Here is a 20461-nt window from a genome sequence, read left to right as displayed (position 1 = left end):
ATCCAAAGATTGAGACATGTCAATGTGCTTTTCAGAAAAAATCGTATGCGATATACTTGGCTTAAAGTATATGGGGTCAGTTATGAACGAAAATGCAAGCCTGTTTGAGCAAGGGGATTTTCCGAAGCTTGAGGATTTTCTCTGTTTTGCCACTTACACTGCTAACCTTGCCTTCGGTAAGGCTTACCAGCCTTATCTGTCAGAGCTGGGGTTAACATACTCTCAATGGATTACATTGTTGGCATTGGCGGAAGAAGATGGACTAACCGTTAATCAGTTAGGAGAGAGATTATTCTTAGCGTCAAGCACCCTTACGCCAATGTTAAAAATTCTTGAGAAAAAAGGAATCGTGATCAGACAGCGCTCAATGGAAGATGAGCGTAAGGTTCACATCTTTCTTACAGATGAGGGCAGAGAATTGCACAAAGCAAGCCATCGGTGCATGAATGTGTTTTATTCACTAGGACTGACACTAGAAGAGGTGCAACTCTTGCAGAAGACAATTATCAAGGTAAGAAATAATTTACTGCAATCTTGACCTTCTTAACTCGCAAGCTGTTTGAGGTATAAAGGTTCCACCTTCGGCTCTGGTTCTGACTACGAGGTTCTGTGACCTGCTCAAAGTCAGGTGATTCAGTAATTAACATTAGTGATTGTGCTACTACAATCCGCTTAGAGCGAAGAGCGGTCGTCCCATCCAGCGTAAGAACGTAAAAAAACCGCCGTGAGGCGGTTTAGCTTTCTCGTTAGGAGGTTGCGCTTGCGAGTCGCGCTGCAAATCCAATGAAGAACATACCTACCAGCGCGTTTCCAATGGTTGATAATCTACGGTTGCCTTTCAAACGGCTTAGCAGATAAGAGCCGCAGAAAACGAGGAAACCGAAATAAACGAGAGTAATCGCGAACATTACTGCTGCAAGGATGATAAACGCCATCCAGGAATGTTCAGCCTGAACATTGATGAACTGGGCGAAGAAAGAGATATAGAACAGCAGCGTCTTTGGATTCAGTAGAGTAACAAGCATTCCACGCCCAATGATCCCCTTAGCATCAGCTGAAGATTTCTTTTCCTGACTCGTTTCGACAGTTGGCTTAAAGATAGCGCGTATCGTCTGGACACCGAGATAGAAAAGATAGGCAGCACCTGCGTATTTGATGGCGTTAAACAAGGCTGGAGTTGAGCTTATGACTGCGGCAAGCCCACACCATGCCAGCAGAACCAGAAGCACGTCACTCATGAGAATGGAAAATATTGCAGCAAAGCCTCGTTTGATGCCGCTCGTAATGCTTGTTTTAATCACGAACATGGTCTCAGGCCCAGGAGCAAGAACTATCAGTGTCGCACCAAGCAGATACGTCCAGAAATTCACGATACCAAAATCAGCAAACATTTTTACTCCAGTTCTCTCGTTTTCATCGAGGCTATTCTAACGTAACCAGCGTTAATGAAAACACATCACGGCTGCTTTCTATCTATTCAGCCAATGTCCGCTCCTGGCACATTCCGGACGTCATCAAAGCTACAGGCTTTTGATAGCCTCAATCAATTCAGGCCCCTGATTTTTCACATTGCCTACCGCTCGCGATACCGGGTGCCAGGTGAAATGGTCGGCGGATACTGCTCCGTCGACTGCTATCTCTTCGGCTTCCTTTCCGCCTATATCTTGGCCCTGGCGCATCCATTCGCGTGCTGCTTCCGGCGTCAGAACCAGCGGCCGGCGGTCGTGAATATCGACCAACCCCTGATCGGCCGCAGCGGTCACTATCAAAAACCCCTCTGCTTCATCTCCACGCTCGAAAGGGACGCTACCAATAGTCGCCATGAAGATGGGCTTGCCGTCTTTACGGTGAATGAAGTAAGGCTGTTTCTTGTCTCCTTCTCGCTTCCATTCAAACCATCCATCGGCAAAGCAGATCGCTCGACCTTGCTGCCACAGGGGTTTAAACATCCTGCTGTTGGCTGCGGTCTCAAACCTGGCATTAATCAAGGGCGGTTTATCCCACCACCCTGGCGCGTAACCCCAGTGAACCGGATCGAGGTGCAGCTGTTCGTCTCGTTCGCTCAGAAGCAAAACTTTAGTCCCTGGCGCCACGTTGTACCGGCCGATTGGTTCTGGATCATAGGCGATGTCACGCTCAGCTTCATCAGCAAGATAAGCTAGGTATTCTTCCCTTGTCTGAGATTGAGCAAAGCGTCCGCACATGGTTACCTCCAGAAGTCAGACTGAAAGTATAGACGTTCAGTAGAGGTACGAGTCGGATATGCAAGCTTAGGGAAGAAAATCATATTGCTAGTTATACTGCTAGCGGGGATGAACCAGAACGACAAATAATCTGTCATGAAGTGTAGTTTAACATTTAGGGCAAGATGATCATTGACCAGATGTTAAGAGATCTCATAGACAGTATTTTACATGGCATAAATAGATCGTTGTATTGAAGGAGAGAAAATGACAAAGATTAGTGAAAGATGGAAGCATAGTGGGATTGTTGAAGGTTATTGCAATATTTGTGGTAAATTTGATGTTCTAACTAAAGATCATGTTCCACCTAAGTGTGCTATAACCTTAGGACCTATCCTTCAAAAAACAGTTAGTGAGTTCTTCAATACTAAAGAACCAGTCAAACCATTAAGAGCTAAAAATGGATCTTATTTCAGAACGATATGTGGTAACTGCAATAGTAAGGTATTGGGCGGGCTTGATACAGCAATTGAACATGTAACAGAGTCCTTTAAAGAACAGTTGGGTCAATATATGTCTGGTGAGAAAGTATATCCATTCATCAAAATATCTTTTGATAGTATATCATTCACTAAGGCAATGATTGGACACATACTATCAGCAACTTCAGTTGAAGATTGTAGAAAGGAGCCGATAGATAGTCCGTACTATACACCTTTAAAGAATTATGTTTTGGGGAAAGTGCCAAGTTTTGAAGAGACTCATGATATCTTCTATTGGTTTTATCCACACAGAATGCACATATCTGCTCAGAGTGTAGCATTTATGAATAAAGGGCATGTGGCAATTATTTGCGCGCTACATTTTTTCCCTATTGGTTTTATTATAACCTTGAAAAACAAAGGAACCTATCCTGCCCATTCGACACAATTAAAATTGTGTGATAAATTTCTCACCTTCAACATGAGCTCTATAAATTATGAGTTCACAACATTTCCATTTGTTAATCTTAAAGGAAACCAGATGTATGCTATGAGTAATGGCCACACTTGTGTTAGTTATCCAATTAAAAAGTAATTTTTTTATAATATTCATATGTTTTCCTTACATTTATATTATATGTTGTCAAGGTGAGTGACTTCGGCCTCAAGCACTCGCGGGGAATTTCATTGAGGCTATAGGTTAGTTTTTATTACTCTAAGCATTGGCAGAGAAAATAGTCAGCCATGCTGCCAAAGCGGGCAAAACATCCGACTTGTCGTGACCCTGGTCCAAATTCAGGGAGGAGATCAGTCGCGAAAGTTTCAACGCGGGGAATGTTAGGGGCGGTTTTTACCACCAAAGCAGTACATAACCTGGTGAACAGCATCAAGATGGTTGTTAATCACTTTAGTTCGGAAGCAAAACTTTAGTCTATGGCGCCACGTTGTAATGGTTGATAGGTTTTGGGTCAAAGGCGATAATCTATTCCCCAAAACGAAGCTTAAAATTATCTAAATCAACAAGTTAAACAATGTAGTTTAAGGCAATAAAAATTCTATCCATTGGTGAAATAAACAATAAAATCAGTTGCTTAAATATTTATGACGTAGATATTGCTGCGCCACATGCAGTGGTTCGAAGCCGCAGACCTGATCGTCAAAGGCATGGAAGGCGCTATCGCCGCCAAGACCGTGACCTATGACTTCGAACGTCTGATGGAAGGCGCTAAACTGCTGAAATGTAGCGAGTTTGGCGACGCGATTATCGCGAATATGTAATCCCGTTGGTGGATTAAGTAAAAGCGGGAGCCGATGAGCTCCCGTTTTTTTATCGTATGCAGGCCGTTATTTTGCCGGGCGCTCGCTGCGCGGTGCCATCGCCGATTTCCCGCAACACAATGTCCATCAAAGCCATGCACCTCGTGACAGGGATAGCTCAGTTTGCCGTGAGATCGCGAGTGGGAATGGATTGAACTCCAGGGGCCATACTGATGGCCCGACCGGCTTAAACCGGCGCTGTTCGGCGAAAATATGATGTAGCCTAAACTCAGGCTATCCGTTCACCTTCAGATTAAACAGTCGGGACAGCGCCGCTCTGCCGCTATCCGTCACTTGCACTTCCCGATATCCCGGCGCGCGGGTGATCCATCCTTTCTGCTCAAACAGCGCCATCAGCGCCGATCCGGCGTCGCCTCCCAGATGAAAACGTCTTTCGCTCCAGTCAAGACAGGGGCAGCAAGGCTTACGTCGCGGTCGAGCGTTAAGTACTGCGCCCAGACTTTCAAGCTGGGTTTTACCGGCTGACGTCAGAGACTGCCCATCGGCCGTCAGCCATTTTTCCCGCAGCATAAACTCATAAATATTCACCGCCAGTTCGCCCGCCAGATGGTCGTAGCAGGTGCGGGCGTAGCGAAGCGTAACCGGCGTGCTGGTGGCCAGCGCCTTATGCGCCTGCATTGAGACGCCCATCAGGTTTTCCAGCAGCCCGGCGATATGCGGGCCCGCCAGGCGGTAATAGCGGTGGCGCCCCTGCGCGAGACATACCACCAGCCCGTTGCTGAGCAGCCGGGTAAGATGTCCGCTGGTGGTGGAGGCGGAGACCTCGGCGACCGTGCTGAGCTCGGTCGCCGTCCATGCGCGCCCGTCCATCAGCGCGCAGAGAATACTGACCCTTGACGGGTCGGAGAGGGCTGAGGCCACCATCGCCATCGCGGTTTCCAGTGCCGCCTCTGGCTCACTGTCTTGCTGCGTTTTCAGGAGATTCATTCAGAAATATGGCCCATTTTTTGGTCACTTCCGCTGCCCGGGTGTCATCATCGGTAAGGAGAATGAGCCGGTTACGGTGGTCGCTGTACTGTACCAGAATATTAATACCGTTGCGGGCCAGGGTGTCTGCAATGTCTCCCAGTTCCCCGGGTCGTTCCTGGGGTAACTTGCGTATCAGAGGACGGCATACATCGCTGACTGTAAATCCGGCCTCGGTCAGCACCCTGCGGGCTGTCTCACCATCTTCCACCAGAAAATGTGCATGTCCGGCATCAGGCGTGGTGAATACCCCACCACCTTCGAGACCCACACCGTTGTTGCCCAGCGCTATACCCATTGCGCCAAGCGAGCCCGGCGTGTTGCTGAGAATGACGTGAATATCATACATCTGGCTGTGCTCCCCGATCCGATGAGTAATCCCGGAACACGCGGGCAACGCGTATTCTGTAATATGAAAAAATCGATGCTTTGCCTTCGCGCTGGGCAGCCAGATGCCGCTCATTTTGCTGCCAGTTGGCCACCGATGCTTCATCTTCCCACCAGGATAACGAAAGGATTTTGCCGGGCGAATTCAGGCTCTGAAAGCGCTCGATGGCGATAAACCCCGGCGTGTCTGAAAGCAAAGGCGTCAGCCCGGCCGCCAGCTGAAGATATCTTTCCTGTGCTTCCGGTAAGGCGTCGGCCTCAAAAAGTACCGCAATCATAAGTCTGCTCCGTGGTGAATTTCCCTGCAGTCTAATGACGGCCAGAGCAGGATGCTTCGGTGTGCAGCGAAATGTGGCTGAGGTTGGATACCCCAGCCACATTTCCTGAGCGCCGGATGACCGCGCCAGAAACGAGTTACTCTGCGTTAAAGATAATAAATTCAGGCTGGTAGCTGACCGGGAAATTGACCGAGCGGGCGATAAAACAGACGTGATGGATCTGCTGATGAATGGCCGCGGCGGCGTCGAGATCGGTACCTGGTAATACGGTGATTTTCGGCCTGAGGGTAGCAGAAATAAAGCGACCCGCGCCCCCTTTTAATACTTCACCCGTTGCCACCGGCGAGTCCTGATATTCCATGACCGTAATGCCGGCATCTGAGGCCAGATGTAAGTACCACAGCATGTGACAGGCAGAGAGAGAAGAGAGCAGGAGATCTTCCGGGTTCATTTTGCCGGGATCGCCGCCCAGTAATGGATCATTTGAACAATGAATGGGTTCTTTTCCCTTTACCGCGATATCCCAAGTCCGGGCATAAGCCTTGTAACCCGAGGTACCCGTGCCCTGATTGCCGGTCCATGTGATATGACTGGTATAAGCATGTTCCATTGATTTGCCTTTCTCTAGAGAGGGATGACTGTCTTCACTGCGGTATCGTCCAGGTGCATTGCCTGAACGAAGCCGCAGGTAGAATCGCAAGGTTGTCATGACGTTGGCTAGAATGGCATAATGGTATACCATTTGTGAATGATGTAAAGAGAGCCAAATGAACGCTGCTACCCGTTCGACCGCCGACATCCTTGCCAGTGAGTTAAAAATCTTAATCAACAAGGGGGCATTGCGAGATGGCGACCGGCTTGTGGAGCGCGACCTGGCCTGCCAGTTTTCTGTCAGCCGTATCCCAATGAGAGAAGCGATACAGCAGCTTGAGCGCGAAGGTCTGGTTGAGATTTACAGAAATCGTGGCGCGGTGGTGAAAACGCTGACGGCCGCAGATGTCGATGAAATTTATCAGCTGCGGGCACTCCTGGAAGGTGAAGCCATTTTTCATAGCCTGAAGAATATGGACCCGGAAACGCTTGCCCGGGCAGAGCTGGTGCATCAGCTGCTGAGCAGCGCTTCTGAACCCGAGCAGCAGGGGAGGTATAACCGGGAGTTTCATGAACTGCTGTATCGGAAGTGTAACAATCAGCGCCTGTTGAAGATGATCTGTGAATTGCGCGAGCAGATTGAAAGATATGAGCTTTTTCAGAACAGACTGCTGTCGGATACGCTGAAATTCCAGGATGAGCATCAGCAGATCCTGATGGCCTGCCAGCAAAATAATCCGCAGGAGGCTCGGGCATATACCGTGAAACATATTCTTTCAGCAGGTGAAATCCTTCGCGCCTATATTGTAAGCCGTTAATGGTTGCGTAAAGCGGCTGCGTTGTTCACGCATAAATTGCAATCCGTCTCAGCTCAATGCTATAAGAAAAGAGCCGTTTTAATGGCGCTTATGTTTTATCTGTAAAGAATAAGTGAAGGTCAGATAATGATTACGTCAGTGCAGCCAACCACCACCGTCACCACCACGACCGTAACCTGCGGTGGTGTGGGCGTATCTGTGACCGGCTCCTGACAAACAGATCCTCACTCCCCGCCAATGTGGACGGGGAGCGTCTTCTCCGTTCGTGACAGACTGAATGGAGACCCATCATGATTTCATCTGAACATGCCCTGTTAATTATCGATATGCAGCAGGGGCTTTTCCGTGGCCCGGTTTCCCCGTATCAGGCCGATGCGCTTCTGGCGAACGTTTGCCTGCTGATTGAAAAAGCGAGACAGGCTGAGGTGCCAGTCTTCTTTGCCCGCCATACCGGACCTGACGACTCTCCGTTCTCCGCGCAAAGTCCATTAACCCAACTGCTGCCTGAGATGGGGGTTAACTGCGAGCGGGATATCGTTTTGATTAAAAAATACCCCTCCTGTTTCCAGCAAACTGACCTTGAGCATCAGCTCGCCCAGGTCGGAGTAAAACAGCTGGTTATTGCCGGGATGAAAACCGAATTCTGCGTGGACACGACCTGCCGAGCGGCATCGGCGCTGGGATTACGGACGGTGTTAATCTCGGATGCGCACTCAACCATGGATAACGAACGTTTATCAGCGCCTGACATCATTGGCCATCACAATGTCACCCTTGCGGGGCCCTTTGTGACGCTGTCGACCGCCGCGGAGTGGCGCTTTTCGGCAGAGAAATAAGGGTGAAGAAAGGGAGCCTGAGGGCTCCCGTTCGCGACGCCTGCTCATCCGGTTTTACTGCGTATGGCGACGCAGGGTGGAGGCGGGGTGACGCCGGAGCGCCTCTTCGGGACGCACCGGGCGCCGCACCAGCTCGCCGCCGCAGTTCGGGCAATGGCCGTTCAGCCGGGCCGTCATGCAGTCCTGGCAAAAGGTACACTCGAACGAACAGATAAACGCTTCGGGTGAGTCTGGCGGCAGATCTTTATCACAGCATTCGCAATTCGGGCGTAACTCGAGCATGACCTTCTCCTGTGGTTAATGGCGGTATCCGCCACGGCGGGCCAGCGGATACTGTTTTTATATCACGGCCCGCACTGGCCGCCGAAGGGTTTCTCTGCGTTAACCTCCGCCTCAAAGCGTTGCCTTTCCGGGCTGCATCCCCGGCACGAGGATCACTTTGCGGCATGCCTCTTCACGCTTCTCAAAGATCTGATAGCCGCGCGCGGCCTCCTCCAGCGGCATATGGTGCGTGATAATCTCCTCCGGGGTGAGCAACCCTTGCTCAATTAGCGCCAGCAGATCCGGCAACCAGGCATGGACGTGGGTTTGCCCCATTTTGAAGGTCAGCCCCTTATCAAAGGCATCGCCAAACATAAATCCATGAATGAAACCGGCGTAAACCCCGGGCACGCTGACGATGCCGCCGCGGCGCACGGCGGCGATGCACTGGCGCAGCGCTTTCCCGCTGCTGCCCTCGATTTTCAGGGTGCTGAGGACGGTTTCCGTGAGGCTGCCTTTCGCCTCGAAGCCGACGGCGTCAATCACCGCGTCGACGCCGCGATGGCCGGCGGTGTTGTCGATAATCCACTGCGCCGGGTCGTCATGGTGGTCGAAGTTTATCGGGATCGCGCCATAGCGCTGCTGCGCGAAGTCGAGTCGGTAATCGTTATGATCAATGATGAATATCTGCTCTGCGCCATTGAGCCTGGCGCAGGAGGCGCACAGCAGGCCAACCGGGCCGGCGCCAAAAATAGCCACGCTGCTGCCGGGTTTGACCTCGGCGTTTTTTACCGCCTGCCAGGCGGTGGGCAGAATATCTGACAGAAACAGCACCTTTTCATCGTGTAAGGTGTCCGGCACTTTAAACGGGCCGGCATTGGCTTTGGGAACCCGCACATATTCCGCCTGGCCGCCGGGGATCCCGCCGTACAAATCACTATAGCCAAACAGCGCCGCGGGTGGCGAAATACCTTTGCGATTGAGCGTCGCCCCCTGGCCGCTATTGGTGCTTTCGCAGGCGGCATATTGCTGCAGGCGACAAAAGAAGCAGTCTCCGCAGGCAATGACAAACGGGATAACCACCCGATCGCCTTTACGAACCGCGGTGACGTCCGAACCGGCGTCCACCACTTCCCCCATAAATTCATGGCCGAAAATATCACCATGGTGCGTGCCGGGGATCTTTCCGCGGTAAAGGTGCAGATCGGAACCGCAGATCGCCGTCGCCGTGACGCGCAGAATAATATCGTCCGGCGCCTCAAGGGCCGGGTCGGGCATGGTGTCAACGCTGACATGATGGGGGCCATGATAAGTGAGTGCTTTCATAGAGTCTTCTCCTGAAGAGAATGGCTGATCGCATCAGGCGCAAAGGCAAAGTGACCTGACGCTAATGCCGCCGATAAACCACCGTAAAAATAAAGCGTAGAGTACTAATAATGGAACTGCGTGATATTCCAGTCGCTGAATATATGCCACGCTTCGCTTATTTATTGGCGTTATTTGCCTGTTTCCCCTGAATATGCCAGGCTTAATCGGGCATGATATTCGCTCCATTTTATTTTCCAGCCGCTTCCCCAGCGGCTTTTTTTTTGCATTAAAAACAAGAAAAACTCCTAATTTCAGTCGGGCTACAGGAAATACTGCCGCTTCGTTATATAACCCAACGAGAGTAACCCGCCGGTATAAATAATTCTTTGCCGCATGGGGGGGCTCTACGCATTATTTCCCTGAACACAGTAAGTTAGCGGAAATGTGCCGTCTGGTTGTTTTTGATGTGTTTTATAGAATTATTCCGAATTGCTGCTAAAAGGTATCGGAAACACCGGATAATAATTTGACTAACTAGCATTACCCGCTAGATTTAAATATCGAACGACGAGTGATACGGAATATTTTCGTATCGTACTGACATAACCGATATACATGAGGTGAAAATATGGCAGAGCATCGTGGTGGTTCCGGTAATTTTGCTGAAGACCGTGAAAAAGCTTCTGAAGCAGGTCGTAAAGGTGGTCAGCACAGCGGCGGGAACTTTAAAAATGATCCGCAGCGTGCGTCCGAAGCGGGTAAAAAAGGCGGACAAAACAGCCACGGCGGTGGCCGCAAGTCTGATAATTCCTGATTATCCTTTTCCTTGCCCCCTGAAGTGAAAGTATCTCCTGCGAGTCTGTCACAGACTCGCAGTTATTTTCTGACTCCGGAAGGTATTTCTATGAATATGAAAAGCATTGAAGATGTATTTATTCACCTGCTCTCAGATACCTACAGCGCAGAGAAACAATTAACCCGCGGGCTGGCTAAACTGGCCAGAGCGGCGTCCAGTGAAAAACTCAGCGCGGCGTTCAATGCTCATCTTGAAGAAACCCAGGGCCAGATTGAACGTATCGACCAGATCGTTGAGCAGGAATCCGGTCTGAAAATCAAACGCATGAAATGCGTGGCCATGGAAGGATTAATTGAAGAGGCCAATGAAGTCGTTGAGAGCACGGAAAAAAATGAAGTACGTGATGCCGCGTTAATTGCCGCTGCGCAAAAGGTCGAGCATTACGAAATTGCCAGTTACGGTACCCTGGTGACCCTGGCGGAACAGCTGGGTTATAAAAAAGCGGTCAAACTGCTGGCCGAAACCCTGGAAGAAGAAAAACAAACCGATGTGAAATTAACCGACCTGGCGGTAGGTAATATTAATAAAAAAGCAGAAAAATAAACGCTCCCTGACACGAGGAAATCACGATGAATCACATTGAACATTATCATGACTGGCTACGAGATGCGCATGCCATGGAAAAACAGGCTGAATCCATGCTGGAATCAATGGCTGGCCGTATCGATAATTATCCGGATCTCCGTGCCAGAATTGAACAGCATATTAATGAGACCAAACGGCAAATTACCGTGCTGGAAGAGATCCTCGACCGCAACGAGATTTCGCGCTCGGTGATTAAAGATTCGATGAGTAAAATGGCGGCTCTCGGCCAGTCCATCGGCGGGATGTTTCCTTCCGATGAAATAGTCAAAGGCTCGATCAGCGGGTACGTCTTCGAGCAGTTTGAGATCGCCTGCTATACCTCTTTGCTGGCGGCGGCTGAAAAAGCGGGCGATACCGCCTCCATTCCGGCCATTAAGGCCATCCTGGCGGAAGAGCAGGCCATGGCCGACTGGCTGATCAAACATATTCCTCAGACCACGGAGCAATTTCTCCTGCGTTCAGATGCTGACGGCGTAGAAGCGAAAAAATAACCAGGAGGCAGGCCTATGTTTCGTCATGTGAAACAACTGCAGTATACCGTGCGCGTTGCTGAACCCAATCCGGGGCTCGCGAATTTACTGCTCGAACAGTTTGGCGGCCCTCAGGGCGAGCTGGCCGCCGCGTGTCGTTATTTCACTCAGGGATTAAGCGATGACGATCCCGGCCGCAAAGACATGCTGATGGATATCGCGACAGAGGAGCTGAGCCATCTGGAGATCATTGGCACCCTGGTCGGCATGCTAAATAAAGGCGCCAAAGGGGCGCTGGCGGAGGGCACCGAGAGCGAGGCGGAACTCTATCGTTCGCTCACCGCCAACGGCAACGACAGCCATATTACGTCGTTACTGTACGGCGGCGGTACCCCGCTGACCAATTCGGCGGGCGTGCCGTGGACGGCGGCCTACATTGATACTATCGGCGAACCCACCGCCGACCTGCGGTCAAACGTCGCGGCGGAGGCGAGGGCGAAGATCGTCTATGAACGGTTGATCAACGTGACCGACGATCCCGGCGTAAAAGACGCGCTGGCGTTCCTGATGACCCGCGAAGCGGCGCATCAGCTCTCTTTTGAGAAGGCGCTGCAGTCAATTCGCAACAACTATCCGCCGGGCAAACTGCCGCCCATTAGCGAGTACGCGAACACCTACTACAATATGTCTGAAGGTGGAGAAGTACGCGGCAGCTGGAACAGTGACAAACACTTCGATTATGTCCAGGATCCGCAGCCGGCCGTGGATGGCGGAGATGGCAGCGCCTCTGTCGGCCTGACGCCGGAGCAGGAAGCGCTGTGCAAAGCGATGCTGAAGCGAACAGAGTCTGACCCACAGGGTGATCCTTTGACCGGCGCTGAACTGGGCGCCGGTAAGCAAAACACCTCATCATCGGCTAAGTGATGTTCGCATAAGCCCCGGCTGCGGCCGGGGCGTTTCATAATGATGGGTGCGGATTATGTTTGAATTTGACGCGTTTCATCTGGCCCGACTGCAATTTGCCTTTACCGTTTCCTTCCATATTCTGTTTCCGGCCATCACCATCGGCCTTGCCAGCTACCTTGTGGTGCTGGAAGGGATGTGGCTGCGAACCCGGGATAACGTCTGGCGCTCGCTCTACAACTTCTGGCTGAAAATTTTCGCCGTCAATTTTGGCATGGGCGTGGTTTCCGGATTAGTCATGTCCTATCAGTTCGGCACCAACTGGAGCGGGTTCTCCCAGTTTGCCGGCAGTATTACCGGCCCGCTGCTGCTGTATGAAGTGCTGACCGCCTTCTTCCTCGAAGCGGGATTCCTCGGCGTGATGCTGTTCGGCTGGAGCAAGGTGCCGCCGGCGCTGCATTTTTTTACCACCTGCATGGTAGCCCTTGGCACCCTGGTCTCCACCTTCTGGATCCTCGCCTCCAATAGCTGGATGCAGACGCCGCAGGGTTTTACCCTCGAAAATGGCCACCTCATCCCGCAGGACTGGCTGGCGATTATCTTTAACCCCTCATTCCCGTATCGCTTGTTCCATATGGCGATCGCCGCGTTTCTCAGCAGCGCCATGTTCGTCGGGGCCTCCGCCGCCTGGCATCTGCTGCGCGGCAACGACTCGCCGGCCATCCGCAAAATGCTGTCGATGGCGATGTGGATGGCGCTGCTGGTGGCGCCCATCCAGGCGGTGGTGGGGGATATGCATGGCCTTAACACCCTTGAGCATCAGCCGGCGAAGATTGCGGGGATTGAAGGACACTGGGAAAACCGGCCGGGCGAGGCCACCCCGCTGCTGCTGTTTGGCCTGCCGGATATGGAAGAGGAGCGGACCCGCTATGGCCTGGAGATCCCGGCGCTGGGCAGCCTGATCCTCACCCACAGCCTGCATAAGCAGGTGCCGGCCCTGAAAGATTTCCCGAAAGAGGACCGGCCCTATTCGCCCGCCGTGTTCTGGTCGTTCCGTATCATGGTTGGGATGGGCCTGTTGATGATCGGCTTAGGGATCTGCAGCGCCTGGCTGCGCTATCGGCGGCGGCTGTACCATTCGCGTCCCTTCCAGTGGTTTGCGCTCTGTATGGGGCCCGCCGGTCTTATTGCGCTGGTCGCCGGGTGGGTGACCACCGAGATGGGCCGTCAGCCGTGGGTGATCTACGGTTTGCTGCGCACCCGGGACGCGGTGTCGTTGCACAGTACGCTGCAGATGGCTATCAGCCTGCTGGTGTTTATCGTGGTCTACTGCGCGGTGTTTGGCGTGGGGTATTACTATATCTTCCGGCTTATCAAAAAAGGGCCGCAGCCGGTGACGGAGCTGACCTCGCAAACCGCAGGCACCCCGGCGCGTCCGCTCTCGGCGGCAGAGCCGGTGCGGGATGAGGAGAACGCATCATGAGCATCGATATCTCGGTGATTTGGTTTGTCATCATTGTCTTCGCCACGTTGATGTATATCGTGATGGATGGTTTCGATTTAGGCATCGGGATGCTGTTCAGCGTGGTGCATGACGCCGAAGAGCGCGATGTGATGGTTAACAGCGTGGCGCCCGTCTGGGATGGTAACGAAACCTGGCTGGTGCTCGGCGGGGCAGGGCTGTTCGGCGCGTTTCCGCTGGCTTACGCGGTGATCACCGATGCGCTGGTTATCCCGCTGACGGCGATGCTCATCGGCCTGATTTTCCGCGGCGTGGCGTTTGAGTTTCGTTTTAAAGCGGTTCCCTCGCATCGCACCTTCTGGGACTATGCCTTCGCCGGCGGCTCGCTGCTGGCGACCTTCAGCCAGGGGATTGTCGTCGGCGCCTTTATCAACGGCTTTGCGGTAGCCGACCGCCGCTTCGCCGGCTCGACGCTGGACTGGCTTACCCCCTTTAACCTGTTCTGCGGTCTGGGGCTGGTGGTGGCCTATCTGCTGTTGGGCACCACCTGGCTCATCATGAAAAGCGAAGGCGCGCTGCAGCAGCGGATGCGCGAGCTGACCCGCAAGGTGCTGCTGGCGCTGATGGCGGTGATCGCGGTGGTCAGCGTCTGGACGCCGTTGGGCTGGCGCTACGTGGCGGAACGCTGGTTTACGCTGCCCAATTTCTTCTGGTTCGTGCCGGTGCCGATCCTGGTGCTGACCCTGAGCCTGTGGATCTGGCGCCTGAGCGAGCGCCCCGCCAGCCACGCTCGTCCCTTTATCCTGACGCTGGGCCTGATATTCCTCGGCTTCAGCGGGCTGGGGATCAGCGTCTGGCCGAACATTATTCCGCCGCACATCTCCCTGTGGGATGCCGCCGCGCCGCCCTCCAGTCAGGTGTTTATGCTGCCGGGGGCGCTGCTGATCATCCCGGTGATCCTGATGTATACCGCCTGGAGCTATTACGTCTTTCGCGGCAAAGTGTCCGGCAGCGAAGGCTATCACTGAGAGGACAGCAAGTCGGCTATTGATGATTGACCGGCGCGCCGCGCCGTCCGCTCAGGGATGACCGAAATGGTCGCGGACAGACCGGCGACCCGTTCCACCCCCGCGGGCAGGGTATCGATATGGATACGCACCGGCACACGCTGCGCCAGCCGCACCCAGCTGAACGTTGGCTCGACCTGCGGTAGGCCCAGGGCGCCGGTTTCATCATTGGTATCGCCGATCCCGTGCCCGATGCTCTCCACATGGCCGGTAATAACCGGGTCATAGCCCATCAGCGTGATGTGCGCGGTATCGCCAATGTGGATGTGGCGCAGACGGGTCTCTTCAAAATACCCCACCACCCAGAAGCTCTGACCATCGATAATGGCGACTGTCGTCACCCCGGCGGTGGCATAGTCGCCGGGGCGCAGCCGGAGATGGGTCACGTAGCCGGATACCGGCGCCCGCACGGTGGCATGCGCTACATTCAGCTGCGCCAGCGCCAGTGCCGCCAGCGCGCCCTGGTAGTTAGCGGCCGCGACGCTGGCCGCGCTGTTGGTCTGTTTCAGATCTTCGCTGGAGATGACGCCCTGGATCTGCGCCCGACGTCTGGCGGCATCCTGGCGCATCGCCATCTCCTGGCGTCGGGCTTCCACCTCCGCCTGTGCGCTGCTGACCGCCAGCTTCAGCCAGCGCGGATCGATGGTATAGAGTACCTCTCCCCGATTGACCCACTGGTTGTCTTTCACCGCCACGCTGGCCACCGGCCCCGAGACATTGGGGGCGATCTGCACCACGTCGGCCCGCATCCGGCCATCGCGGGTCCAGGGCGTCTGCGCCTCCTGTTTCCAGAAAATGAAAGCCAGTAGCGCGGCGGCGGCGACGGCGCCTAAGGTCAGGGCATAGCGGCCCAGAAGTGTCAGATACAGTGTCATACGGATAACCCCAGCGTGTGAACGCCCTGCAGGAGCAGGAAGAAAAGCGCGATAAAAAGGGACAGCCCCCACAGCGGCCGGCACGGCAGGCGACCCGGGCCGCGGGCGGAGAAGATAAGCGGTTGCAGCAACAGTGTAGCGAGCAGGGCGATAAGGCCGACAATCAGCAGGCCGGGGAAAAATACCCCGCCCAGCGCGAGGTCACGCATGGTTCTGGCTCTCCTCAGGCAGGTGTAAGGCGCAATACAGCGCGATGAGCGCTTCCGCGCGTTCGCGCGAGGCGGCATCGGTCGCCGGTAAAGCCTGGGCCAGCAGCGCATTGACCGGTTGCTCCAGGGCCGTCATGTCCGGCTGCGGGTTCAGCGCGTCCAGGAGCGCTTGCACTGCGTCCGCCGACGCACTGTCCGCCTGCTGATAGCGACGGCGCAGATGGATCACGGCGAGACCGGTACGAATATCGCGCAGCATCTTGTCAAGCAACTGACCGGCTGCCGGTCCACTCTGCGGCAGGCGGGGCAGCAGTAATGCGGTTCGGTCGATCATCAGGTTGGTCCAGCGGTGGGCATTGTGCGCCAGCCGGCCGCGAGCGGCGCGGCGGATATCGCGCTGGCACAGCGTCAGCAGACGACGGATAGCGGTTTCCGCCTGCACGGTTTGCAGCAGGCGCATACCAAACGCCGCATAACCGACGGCGATAAACAGCGCGAGCGCGGTATTGATCGCCGTCGCGAAGTCGCCACGGTAGCTGGCCCCCAGCTCGCACAATATCGGCAGCGTCAGGGTGATGCCCATCGCCATAAAGGTGGTGGCTGGCCGCGCCTGCAGCGAGCCGGCCAGCAGATAGACCGGGGCGAGCACCGCCGCCAGCAGCGCAAATTCGTTCACCTGCGGCAGCAGGACGAAGCTGTAGAGCAGGCTGAACAGCACGCCCCACACGCAGCCGATCAGGTATTTCACCAGATGCGCCGCCGGCGCGTCGAAGCTGGCGAACAGGCTACAGCAGACCCCGAGGATCGAGACCGCGGTGCCGCCATCGGGCCAGGCGGATCCTATCCAGATCAGGCAGCCGCTAAGGATGATGACGAAGGCGCCGAAGGAAGTCCGCAGGGCGCTGAGCGGGTCGCGATGGAAAACATAACCCTTCGCCGCGCCGGCGTCGGGGGGCAGGGCAGGCGACTGCCGACGATAAACCGCCTTCGCCAGCCGCTCGCTCTCCTGCAGGAGGCGGATGGCTTCCGCCAGATGGCGCGCCAGGCTGAGCCGCAGCGCCTCGTCCATGGTCTGCGCGTCAGCAGCGTACCGGACGATGAGCCGCTCGCAGCGGGAGAGAAGTCCGTCTGCCGAGGGCGCCGACCTGGCGGCTTGCGGGCCTGTTAGCCAGGCCTCTGCCTCCGCCAGCAGCGCCTGCAGGTCGTCAGGTGGCGGCCCGCTCCGCTGTAAACGGTCATATAATTCGCCATTGACGATCAACAGTCGCGCCAGCCGGTCGTGGATCGCTTTTCTCGCCTGGCGGTGAGGGACAGACAGGCCGTCATCCCAGGGCAGGTGGTGGTTGATGCCCTGGAGAAACTGCAGGCTCAGCGCCAGCCGCAGCGTTTCCGCCGCCACCGGCTTGCCTGCCAGCGTATCGGCGATCCGCTGCCGAGCGGTTGCCAGCGTCTGTGCCAGCGTGCTGTTAAACCGCCCGGCGATGCGCACCGGCAGCACGAAGCGATGGATCAGGCCGGCGCATAAGATACCGATGGCGATCTCTTCCACCCGGGTGACGGCGAGATCAAAGATCGTCCCGGGCGCGGAGACGGCGGGAAAGCCAATCAGGCTCGCGGTGTAACCCGCCAGCAGGAAGGCGTACCCGCGCGGCGTGCGTTCAAGCAGGGACAGGCAGAGGCTACCCGCGATCCACAGGGCCAGCACGACGCTGCACAGGATCGGCTGGTTAACGAAGGTGGGCACGATGATCACGGTGGCCGCCGCGCCGACGACGGTCCCGACCAGCCGATAGACGCTACGGCTCAACGAGGCGCCCGCCGAGGTCTGCGAGACGATATAGACGGTGATGATGGCCCAGGAAGGCCGCTGCAGACCGATGGAGAGCGCGAGATAGTAAGCCAGCATCGCCGCGGCGAAACTCTTCGCGGCATAGATCACCGCCTGGCCATCGCTGCGCAGCGCGGCTGAGGGTGTTTGCGGCATGAAACGGCGCGCGACGGCGCCTGCGGCCCGCAGCCAGCGGGCCTGACGAAAGAGGATGATGTTCATGCCGCCGATTATTGCCGGCTTGCGCTTGCGGAGAAATACTCTATTCTGTCAAAAAATACCTGAATCTTGCCAACCGTATGCCATCACCTTTTGCCAATACGCTGTACGATCCGGACGCGTCTTCCTGCCCGGCCGTCGCGCGCCATCTTGATTTTGTCGAGTATGAAGCCGAAGTGCCGGTGCATAGCCATCGCAAAGGACAACTGATTATCGTGCTGTATGGCGCGGTGCGTTGTCGGGCGGAAAATAACCTGTGGATCGTGCCGCCTCGCTGCGCGGTATGGATCCCGGGCGGTATTGCCCACAGTGTGACCGCCACCTGGAACGCGCGCCTCAACTACCTGTTTATTGAACCCGGGGCGGCGGCGCTGCCCGACAGCTGCTGCGCGCTGGCGCTCTCTTCCCTGATCCATGAGCTGGTGGGGCGGCTCACCCGCGAAGGGGCGGACTACGCGGCGGATAGCCATGCCGGGAGACTGACCCGGGTGACCCTTGACGAGCTGGCGACCATGCCGGCGCAGCGCCTGAATCTGCCCGTCTCAGCGCACCCCAAAATACGCGCCATGGCCGACAGGCTGGTGAGTCATCCAGACGATCGCAGTACCCTGCCGGTGTGGGCGAAACGTCTGGCGCTGAGTGAACGCTCCCTGGCGCGCCTGATGCGACGGGAGACCGGCCTCACCTTCGGACGCTGGCGCCAGCAGCTGCATCTGATTATTGCCCTGCAGGAGCTGGCCAGCGGCGTTTCGGTACAAAACGTGGCGGCTAAGCTGGGGTATGAGTCGGTGAATGCTTTCATTACCCTGTTTAAAAAAACGATGGGGACGACGCCGGCGCACTATTTTGCCGAACGGCAGACCGGCACTCGTTAAGAAAAAGGGACGGGCGACGACCGCTGGCCTGACGCCCGCCAGAGAGGGCGGGCAGGGGCTTAGGCTTTCGGCGACTTGATCTTAATAATAAATCGCTCATTCAGCCGGGTGATCCTCGCGCCAATGTCGCCAAACTCGGTGGCGATTTTAAAAAAATCGTCCGCGGCGACGTCGAAATCGAGTTCAATTTTCTGATGTTGTCCTGTCGCCAGTAATTCATAGAAATGGTCAAGGCTGCGGGCTTTTTCGCTGGGCATCGTATTTCTCCATGGTCAACCAATCAGCAGGGCGTTTATGACTTATCGCGCTTTCCGGATTATTCAGCAGAATGGCAATGGGGCCTGATATAAGATTATGCAATGACAGTAAGAGTGGGGTAGGGCGATATTATTCCGTGTTGTTAAACCGTGCGGTCGCGCGTTTGCCGGCGATACCATGACGGCAGGAACAATCCTGTGGCGTCGGCTGATGATAGACATTGTTTGATGACAATTTGATGTCAGTAAAATGAACCTGCAAGGGCTCGGGATTTCATATCGCTAAATAATTTTTATTCTGTGGCTGTTAAGGTAGTTCTTAACTACTTTATGGTGATGGGGCTTTATATTTTATGGCCAACGGCGAGGGAACAACGATGCAATTACTTGATTTATTCGCAGGCTTATTGTGGTTAAGCAGCGTTATTTTCCTGCTGTTTGTTCTTGATGTGGTCATCACCCGTTATCTTTATCGTAAATAACCGGCAGCGGCGACGGCGCTCGGCGTAGGGTACAGCGCCGGAGGATGATAGTATAACGCCGGGACTGATTCAGGAAGGAATGCGCGGTGGCCGGGAGAGTTGATTACGATATTGAAAAATACCAGTTTACCGAAGCCGGTGAAACGTCGCGGCTGCGGGAGCAGTGGCGCGAAGTCTATCAGGAGTGCCGTCAGCTGCAGGCCGGGGCAGAGGAGCGCCTGCGCATTGCGTTACTGAACGTCGACTATGTCACCAGCTTCGAGCTGCCTTTTCGCCTGCTGCTGGTGCGCGCGCCGCAGCTGATCGCCGACGTCCGCGAGACGCTGCAGCTCAGCCGTAAAGCCGCCGTGTTCAACGGCAAACGTTACGGCTGCGTCTACAGTTTGAAGCAGGATTTACAGGCTGTACCGGAGAGCTTTCATTACCACCTGACAAACCGCATTCGTCGCGTCGAAGCGACGGGCCTGACGGCGGCGCCGTACCAGCAGATCGCCCGGGAGATTAAACCTGCCCGGGATCGACTCCGCCAGGCATTAATCGCCGGCCTGCCGGTTACCGCGCTTGATGCTCTGTTCTGGTTCGGCAGTCAGCGGGTGGCGGCGGACATTGCCCAGCTGCGCCGGTCCGGGATGGCTATTGTCACTGAGGAGGTGGAGGTCAGCGACAATCTGTTCAATACCACCCGGCGGGTACCGGTTTATCGTCTGACCAGCGCGTGAGCGGGTCTCGCTTCGCCCAGCCGCTGCCTCTGCAGGCAGTCGACCATTGCGCCATCAAACCAGACGCACAGCCCTCTGGCGGCATGCCGCGGAGCCGGTTCCCGCCACGCGCTGACGCTGAGCATGATCAGCATCAGCGCCAGCGGAACCACGTATATTCTTTTCACTACCCTGTTCCCGCTTCGCCTTTTCTGCCAGTAAGGTAG

The 20461-nt window shown here is 55.2% G+C and carries 25 protein-coding genes and 1 pseudogene; 14 read left to right on the top strand and 12 right to left on the bottom strand.

What is annotated here, in order from left to right:
- Positions 1-82: 82 nt before the first annotated feature.
- A complete protein-coding gene (locus ACOI7D_RS01955) occupies positions 83-538 on the top strand; it encodes a MarR family winged helix-turn-helix transcriptional regulator (protein WP_110199628.1) in 456 nt (151 codons plus the stop codon).
- A gap of 208 nt (positions 539-746) precedes the next feature.
- On the opposite strand, the gene leuE is transcribed toward ACOI7D_RS01955, so the two are convergent.
- Both leuE and ACOI7D_RS01945 read right to left on the bottom strand, forming a co-directional pair.
- Positions 747-1391: a leucine efflux protein LeuE gene (gene leuE, locus ACOI7D_RS01950; protein WP_044613265.1), complete on the bottom strand. Its 645-nt coding sequence runs from the start codon at positions 1389-1391 to the stop codon at positions 747-749.
- 129 nt (positions 1392-1520) lie between these two features.
- On the bottom strand, positions 1521-2204 hold the full coding sequence (locus ACOI7D_RS01945; protein ID WP_117140760.1) for an SOS response-associated peptidase: 684 nt from the start codon (positions 2202-2204) through the stop codon (positions 1521-1523).
- Positions 2205-2450: 246 nt separating this feature from the next.
- Here ACOI7D_RS01945 and ACOI7D_RS01940 point away from each other — a divergent pair, with 246 nt between their 5' ends.
- Together ACOI7D_RS01940 and ACOI7D_RS01935 are read left to right on the top strand one after the other, a co-directional pair.
- The gene (locus ACOI7D_RS01940) at positions 2451-3260 is read left to right on the top strand and encodes a chaperonin (RefSeq protein WP_117140758.1); all 810 of its coding nucleotides are present in this window, start codon (positions 2451-2453) and stop codon (positions 3258-3260) included.
- A 515-nt stretch (positions 3261-3775) separates the two neighbouring features.
- Positions 3776-3943 (top strand): annotated as a pseudogene (locus ACOI7D_RS01935) (NADP-dependent isocitrate dehydrogenase); the annotation flags it as partial.
- A gap of 273 nt (positions 3944-4216) precedes the next feature.
- Here ACOI7D_RS01935 and ACOI7D_RS01930 read toward each other — a convergent pair.
- From ACOI7D_RS01930 to ACOI7D_RS01915, 4 genes are all read right to left on the bottom strand, one after another.
- Positions 4217-4930: an ArsR/SmtB family transcription factor gene (locus ACOI7D_RS01930; protein ID WP_109547513.1), complete on the bottom strand. Its 714-nt coding sequence runs from the start codon at positions 4928-4930 to the stop codon at positions 4217-4219.
- On the bottom strand, positions 4899-5318 hold the full coding sequence (locus tag ACOI7D_RS01925; RefSeq protein ID WP_109547512.1) for an amino acid-binding protein: 420 nt from the start codon (positions 5316-5318) through the stop codon (positions 4899-4901). Before ACOI7D_RS01925 ends, ACOI7D_RS01930 begins: the two co-directional genes overlap by 32 nt.
- Entirely contained in the window at positions 5311-5634 is a 324-nt protein-coding gene (locus ACOI7D_RS01920) for an antibiotic biosynthesis monooxygenase family protein (protein WP_004203706.1), read from the bottom strand. The genes ACOI7D_RS01925 and ACOI7D_RS01920 overlap by 8 nt, the downstream gene beginning before the upstream one ends.
- A gap of 136 nt (positions 5635-5770) precedes the next feature.
- On the bottom strand, positions 5771-6244 hold the full coding sequence (locus ACOI7D_RS01915; RefSeq protein WP_023289207.1) for an OsmC family protein: 474 nt from the start codon (positions 6242-6244) through the stop codon (positions 5771-5773).
- A 157-nt stretch (positions 6245-6401) separates the two neighbouring features.
- Here ACOI7D_RS01915 and ACOI7D_RS01910 point away from each other — a divergent pair, with 157 nt between their 5' ends.
- Both ACOI7D_RS01910 and ACOI7D_RS01905 read left to right on the top strand, forming a co-directional pair.
- Complete coding sequence (locus ACOI7D_RS01910; protein WP_109547511.1) at positions 6402-7043, top strand: GntR family transcriptional regulator; 642 nt, start codon at positions 6402-6404, stop codon at positions 7041-7043.
- 290 nt (positions 7044-7333) lie between these two features.
- On the top strand, positions 7334-7879 hold the full coding sequence (locus ACOI7D_RS01905; protein WP_064158286.1) for a cysteine hydrolase family protein: 546 nt from the start codon (positions 7334-7336) through the stop codon (positions 7877-7879).
- A 54-nt stretch (positions 7880-7933) separates the two neighbouring features.
- On the opposite strand, the gene ACOI7D_RS01900 is transcribed toward ACOI7D_RS01905, so the two are convergent.
- Positions 7934-8161, bottom strand: a complete 228-nt coding sequence (locus tag ACOI7D_RS01900; RefSeq protein ID WP_023289211.1) for a DUF1272 domain-containing protein — start codon at positions 8159-8161, stop codon at positions 7934-7936.
- Positions 8162-8272: 111 nt separating this feature from the next.
- On the bottom strand, positions 8273-9466 hold the full coding sequence (locus ACOI7D_RS01895) for a zinc-dependent alcohol dehydrogenase (RefSeq protein WP_109547510.1): 1194 nt from the start codon (positions 9464-9466) through the stop codon (positions 8273-8275).
- A 610-nt stretch (positions 9467-10076) separates the two neighbouring features.
- Here ACOI7D_RS01895 and ACOI7D_RS01890 point away from each other — a divergent pair.
- The 6 genes from ACOI7D_RS01890 (at position 10077) to cydB (ending at position 14752) form a co-directional block, all read left to right on the top strand.
- Positions 10077-10262, top strand: a complete 186-nt coding sequence (locus tag ACOI7D_RS01890) for a general stress protein (protein WP_004150795.1) — start codon at positions 10077-10079, stop codon at positions 10260-10262.
- A 90-nt stretch (positions 10263-10352) separates the two neighbouring features.
- Positions 10353-10847, top strand: coding sequence for a ferritin-like domain-containing protein (locus ACOI7D_RS01885; protein WP_023289213.1), 495 nt, complete (start codon positions 10353-10355; stop codon positions 10845-10847).
- Between the two features lie 26 nt (positions 10848-10873).
- Positions 10874-11380: a ferritin-like domain-containing protein gene (locus ACOI7D_RS01880; protein WP_109547509.1), complete on the top strand. Its 507-nt coding sequence runs from the start codon at positions 10874-10876 to the stop codon at positions 11378-11380.
- A 15-nt stretch (positions 11381-11395) separates the two neighbouring features.
- Positions 11396-12283, top strand: a complete 888-nt coding sequence (locus ACOI7D_RS01875) for a manganese catalase family protein (RefSeq protein WP_050533966.1) — start codon at positions 11396-11398, stop codon at positions 12281-12283.
- Between the two features lie 55 nt (positions 12284-12338).
- Complete coding sequence (locus ACOI7D_RS01870; protein ID WP_109547508.1) at positions 12339-13745, top strand: cytochrome ubiquinol oxidase subunit I; 1407 nt, start codon at positions 12339-12341, stop codon at positions 13743-13745.
- Complete coding sequence (gene cydB, locus ACOI7D_RS01865) at positions 13742-14752, top strand: cytochrome d ubiquinol oxidase subunit II (protein WP_109547507.1); 1011 nt, start codon at positions 13742-13744, stop codon at positions 14750-14752. Before ACOI7D_RS01870 ends, cydB begins: the two co-directional genes overlap by 4 nt.
- On the opposite strand, the gene ACOI7D_RS01860 is transcribed toward cydB, so the two are convergent.
- Genes ACOI7D_RS01860 through ACOI7D_RS01850 form a run of 3 tightly spaced genes read right to left on the bottom strand, consistent with a single transcriptional unit; the run spans position 14746 to position 17925 of the window.
- Complete coding sequence (locus tag ACOI7D_RS01860; protein WP_109547506.1) at positions 14746-15666, bottom strand: HlyD family secretion protein; 921 nt, start codon at positions 15664-15666, stop codon at positions 14746-14748. The two genes, cydB and ACOI7D_RS01860, sit on opposite strands and share 7 nt — an antisense overlap.
- The gene (locus ACOI7D_RS01855; RefSeq protein WP_023289219.1) at positions 15663-15875 is read right to left on the bottom strand and encodes a DUF1656 domain-containing protein; all 213 of its coding nucleotides are present in this window, start codon (positions 15873-15875) and stop codon (positions 15663-15665) included. Before ACOI7D_RS01855 ends, ACOI7D_RS01860 begins: the two co-directional genes overlap by 4 nt.
- Positions 15868-17925: an FUSC family protein gene (locus ACOI7D_RS01850; RefSeq protein WP_109547505.1), complete on the bottom strand. Its 2058-nt coding sequence runs from the start codon at positions 17923-17925 to the stop codon at positions 15868-15870. Before ACOI7D_RS01850 ends, ACOI7D_RS01855 begins: the two co-directional genes overlap by 8 nt.
- A 77-nt stretch (positions 17926-18002) precedes the next feature.
- Here ACOI7D_RS01850 and ACOI7D_RS01845 point away from each other — a divergent pair, with 77 nt between their 5' ends.
- Positions 18003-18797 carry an AraC family transcriptional regulator gene (locus tag ACOI7D_RS01845; protein ID WP_032452468.1) on the top strand — a complete coding sequence of 265 codons (795 nt, stop codon included), beginning with the start codon at positions 18003-18005 and terminating at the stop codon, positions 18795-18797.
- 59 nt (positions 18798-18856) lie between these two features.
- On the opposite strand, the gene ACOI7D_RS01840 is transcribed toward ACOI7D_RS01845, so the two are convergent.
- Positions 18857-19054: a hypothetical protein gene (locus tag ACOI7D_RS01840; RefSeq protein WP_023289222.1), complete on the bottom strand. Its 198-nt coding sequence runs from the start codon at positions 19052-19054 to the stop codon at positions 18857-18859.
- A 568-nt stretch (positions 19055-19622) separates the two neighbouring features.
- On the opposite strand from ACOI7D_RS01840, the gene ACOI7D_RS01835 reads away from it, so the two are divergent.
- Together ACOI7D_RS01835 and ACOI7D_RS01830 are read left to right on the top strand one after the other, a co-directional pair.
- Positions 19623-20255, top strand: coding sequence for a helix-turn-helix domain-containing protein (locus ACOI7D_RS01835; RefSeq protein ID WP_023289223.1), 633 nt, complete (start codon positions 19623-19625; stop codon positions 20253-20255).
- Positions 20256-20300: 45 nt separating this feature from the next.
- Complete coding sequence (locus tag ACOI7D_RS01830) at positions 20301-20456, top strand: hypothetical protein (protein ID WP_032429125.1); 156 nt, start codon at positions 20301-20303, stop codon at positions 20454-20456.
- Positions 20457-20461 lie beyond the last annotated feature (5 nt).

The sequence above is a fragment of the Klebsiella sp. C360 genome (assembly GCF_048822415.1).
Taxonomy (GTDB): domain Bacteria; phylum Pseudomonadota; class Gammaproteobacteria; order Enterobacterales; family Enterobacteriaceae; genus Klebsiella; species Klebsiella quasipneumoniae.
Note: the sequence above shows the minus strand (reverse complement) of the source record. Positions and strands in the feature narration are given on the sequence as shown.

Bases quoted from the DNA above. Each gene is read 5' to 3' on its own strand.
- ACOI7D_RS01870 (WP_109547508.1), top strand. From the start codon at position 12,339: ATGTTTGAATTTGACGCGTTTCATCTGGCCCGACTGCAATTTGCCTTT.
- ACOI7D_RS01875 (WP_050533966.1), top strand. From the start codon at position 11,396: ATGTTTCGTCATGTGAAACAACTGCAGTATACCGTGCGCGTTGCTGAA.
- ACOI7D_RS01945 (WP_117140760.1), bottom strand. From the start codon at position 2,204: ATGTGCGGACGCTTTGCTCAATCTCAGACAAGGGAAGAATACCTAGCT.
- leuE (WP_044613265.1), bottom strand. From the start codon at position 1,391: ATGTTTGCTGATTTTGGTATCGTGAATTTCTGGACGTATCTGCTTGGT.
- cydB (WP_109547507.1), top strand. From the start codon at position 13,742: ATGAGCATCGATATCTCGGTGATTTGGTTTGTCATCATTGTCTTCGCC.
- ACOI7D_RS01905 (WP_064158286.1), top strand. From the start codon at position 7,334: ATGATTTCATCTGAACATGCCCTGTTAATTATCGATATGCAGCAGGGG.
- ACOI7D_RS01910 (WP_109547511.1), top strand. From the start codon at position 6,402: ATGAACGCTGCTACCCGTTCGACCGCCGACATCCTTGCCAGTGAGTTA.
- ACOI7D_RS01895 (WP_109547510.1), bottom strand. From the start codon at position 9,466: ATGAAAGCACTCACTTATCATGGCCCCCATCATGTCAGCGTTGACACC.
- ACOI7D_RS01885 (WP_023289213.1), top strand. From the start codon at position 10,353: ATGAATATGAAAAGCATTGAAGATGTATTTATTCACCTGCTCTCAGAT.
- ACOI7D_RS01900 (WP_023289211.1), bottom strand. From the start codon at position 8,161: ATGCTCGAGTTACGCCCGAATTGCGAATGCTGTGATAAAGATCTGCCG.
- ACOI7D_RS01915 (WP_023289207.1), bottom strand. From the start codon at position 6,244: ATGGAACATGCTTATACCAGTCATATCACATGGACCGGCAATCAGGGC.
- ACOI7D_RS01930 (WP_109547513.1), bottom strand. From the start codon at position 4,930: ATGAATCTCCTGAAAACGCAGCAAGACAGTGAGCCAGAGGCGGCACTG.
- ACOI7D_RS01845 (WP_032452468.1), top strand. From the start codon at position 18,003: ATGCCATCACCTTTTGCCAATACGCTGTACGATCCGGACGCGTCTTCC.
- ACOI7D_RS01855 (WP_023289219.1), bottom strand. From the start codon at position 15,875: ATGCGTGACCTCGCGCTGGGCGGGGTATTTTTCCCCGGCCTGCTGATT.
- ACOI7D_RS01920 (WP_004203706.1), bottom strand. From the start codon at position 5,634: ATGATTGCGGTACTTTTTGAGGCCGACGCCTTACCGGAAGCACAGGAA.
- ACOI7D_RS01955 (WP_110199628.1), top strand. From the start codon at position 83: ATGAACGAAAATGCAAGCCTGTTTGAGCAAGGGGATTTTCCGAAGCTT.
- ACOI7D_RS01940 (WP_117140758.1), top strand. From the start codon at position 2,451: ATGACAAAGATTAGTGAAAGATGGAAGCATAGTGGGATTGTTGAAGGT.
- ACOI7D_RS01860 (WP_109547506.1), bottom strand. From the start codon at position 15,666: ATGACACTGTATCTGACACTTCTGGGCCGCTATGCCCTGACCTTAGGC.
- ACOI7D_RS01840 (WP_023289222.1), bottom strand. From the start codon at position 19,054: ATGCCCAGCGAAAAAGCCCGCAGCCTTGACCATTTCTATGAATTACTG.
- ACOI7D_RS01880 (WP_109547509.1), top strand. From the start codon at position 10,874: ATGAATCACATTGAACATTATCATGACTGGCTACGAGATGCGCATGCC.
- ACOI7D_RS01850 (WP_109547505.1), bottom strand. From the start codon at position 17,925: ATGAACATCATCCTCTTTCGTCAGGCCCGCTGGCTGCGGGCCGCAGGC.
- ACOI7D_RS01890 (WP_004150795.1), top strand. From the start codon at position 10,077: ATGGCAGAGCATCGTGGTGGTTCCGGTAATTTTGCTGAAGACCGTGAA.
- ACOI7D_RS01925 (WP_109547512.1), bottom strand. From the start codon at position 5,318: ATGTATGATATTCACGTCATTCTCAGCAACACGCCGGGCTCGCTTGGC.